Genomic DNA, 1,198 nt, shown 5'->3' on the forward strand with positions numbered 1-1,198 from the left:
AATCTGGAGCGCAGTGCTGGCTGCCTGACCCTCAGGAAATACCAGTCCCCTTCGCGCAGCCGTCCGTGATATTTGCACCGCAACCATCAAGAGCCAACTTCATCACCGGGGGCTGTTAAGCGACACGGCCTTCAGCGACCGCGGCTCGGCTGAAATCAAGCCCTCCGAAACAAATTTGGATCCGTTTCGGCAAAGAGCCAAAGACGGTCTCTTTGCTACTAATTTGCGCCAAGATTCTCACTGGGAGAGTCCACGGTTGTCTGCCGGATCGAGCTAGTGGCTTCGGTCCCAGCTGAAGGATCGGTCAATCAATGAAAGCCCGCCAACCCAACCTGCTCGGCAAATTTTTCCGGATTCTGAAACCCGGCCGAAAGAAACGCGCCTATGACGACGAGGTCGGTGTGTCTAACAGCGTTTACGGCAACCTGTGTAATGATGTCGATCCAAATTTTTATCGGTCATATTACAAAGATTTAATGCATCTAGATGCCTGGTCTCTGCAAGCCCATTACGTTAAGTTTGGAATGAAAGAAGGTAGATTCCCGACATACTCAGCATTTATCGCGCATATGGAGTCATTATATGGGCGGCTTCCGGAAGAGTTCGACGCAATGCAATATAAATACGCATATGAAGATTTGAGACGACTCGAACTGTCCGACGCAGCGGCGGCTGAGCACTATCTCAGATACGGGCGTAAAGAAGGTCGGTTGCCGTTCAAATTCGACCTAGAATTATACCGAGAATTATATTTTCGTGATCAGGCCGTCGACGACAAATTTTTGACCGACGATTTCTTGTCGTTCGGGCGTGAGAATGGCAGGATCGGCTGTGGCCGAGCTTTGCTTAGCTCTAAAGGCGTCACCGGTGACGGTACATGGGTCGATCTTCTCAAGATCGATGAATTCAAGCTCTTGAACTTCGAATGGGTCGGTGCCGATTTGAGCAAGTCGGAAGCCGTCGATTATATGTTGGCTGACGGCATAACCCGCTTGGCGCCCATTGCGTTCTCGTTGCAGTTCGATCCGGCGTTCTATCGCGAAATTCTACCCGAGCATGCTTTGAAAGACGATATGGAATGCTATCGTCATTGGCTGTTCTTTGGACTCGGAAAGGGCGTTCCGGGCTCCGTCTCGCAATTTTTCGCGACCACGGGCATTCCTCTCAAAGAATATCCCTCTGCTTTTCTGTGGCGCCG

The 1,198-nt window shown here is 51.0% G+C and carries 1 pseudogene; it reads left to right on the forward strand.

The annotated features are described in order from the left end of the window. Positions 1-311: 311 nt before the first annotated feature. A pseudogene (locus tag A1351_RS24610) lies at positions 312-1,198 on the forward strand (hypothetical protein); the annotation flags it as partial.

Origin of the sequence: Methylosinus sp. R-45379, from assembly GCF_001644125.1 — a bacterium.
Taxonomy (GTDB): domain Bacteria; phylum Pseudomonadota; class Alphaproteobacteria; order Rhizobiales; family Beijerinckiaceae; genus Methylosinus.